Genomic DNA, 596 nt, shown 5'->3' with positions numbered 1-596 from the left:
ATCAGGCAAAGAGGCAGGGGAAAAACAGATATGCTTTCTATGCGGAGACGCTGGAGGACGTGATTCAGCCGGAGAGCCAGACTGATGTGGCTGAAGCGGCGGTGATGGATCAGAAACTGGCAGACCAGAACCTGACAGGTTATGTGCTGGATATCCTAAGCCGATCCCACAGCATGGAGAAATCGATCAACCAGCTGCTGGAGATCGTTGGGAGACAGGTGGATGTGTCCCGTGTTTATATTTTCGAAGACGACGAGGATGGAAGCATCTCATCCAACACCTTTGAGTGGTGCAAAGAGGGGATCCAGCCGGAAAAGGAGAACCTGCAGAGCATAGACATGGATTCTCTTGATCATTACTACGATAATTTCAGTGAAGAAGGGATCTTTTTCTGCAGGGATGTCAGTACGCTTCTGACACATCAGCGCATGCTGCTGGAAAGTCAGGGGATTAAGTCGGTGCTTCAGTGCAGAATCATGGACCAGGGAAAGCCGAGGGGCTTCATTGGTTTCGATGAATGTACGGAAAACCGGTACTGGACCGGCAGCCAGATCCGGCTGCTTCAGACGATTTCCAGGATTCTCGGTATCTTTTTG

At 50.5% G+C, this 596-nt stretch carries 1 protein-coding gene; it reads left to right on the top strand.

The features are described from left to right. Window positions 1-596 (top strand): GAF domain-containing protein (locus tag NE664_12745; protein ID MCQ4727504.1); only part of this gene is annotated, 596 nt, incomplete at both ends.

It is taken from the genome of Anaerotignum faecicola (assembly GCA_024460105.1).
Taxonomy (GTDB): Bacteria; Bacillota; Clostridia; order Lachnospirales; family Anaerotignaceae; genus JANFXS01.
Note: the sequence above shows the minus strand (reverse complement) of the source record. Positions and strands in the feature narration are given on the sequence as shown.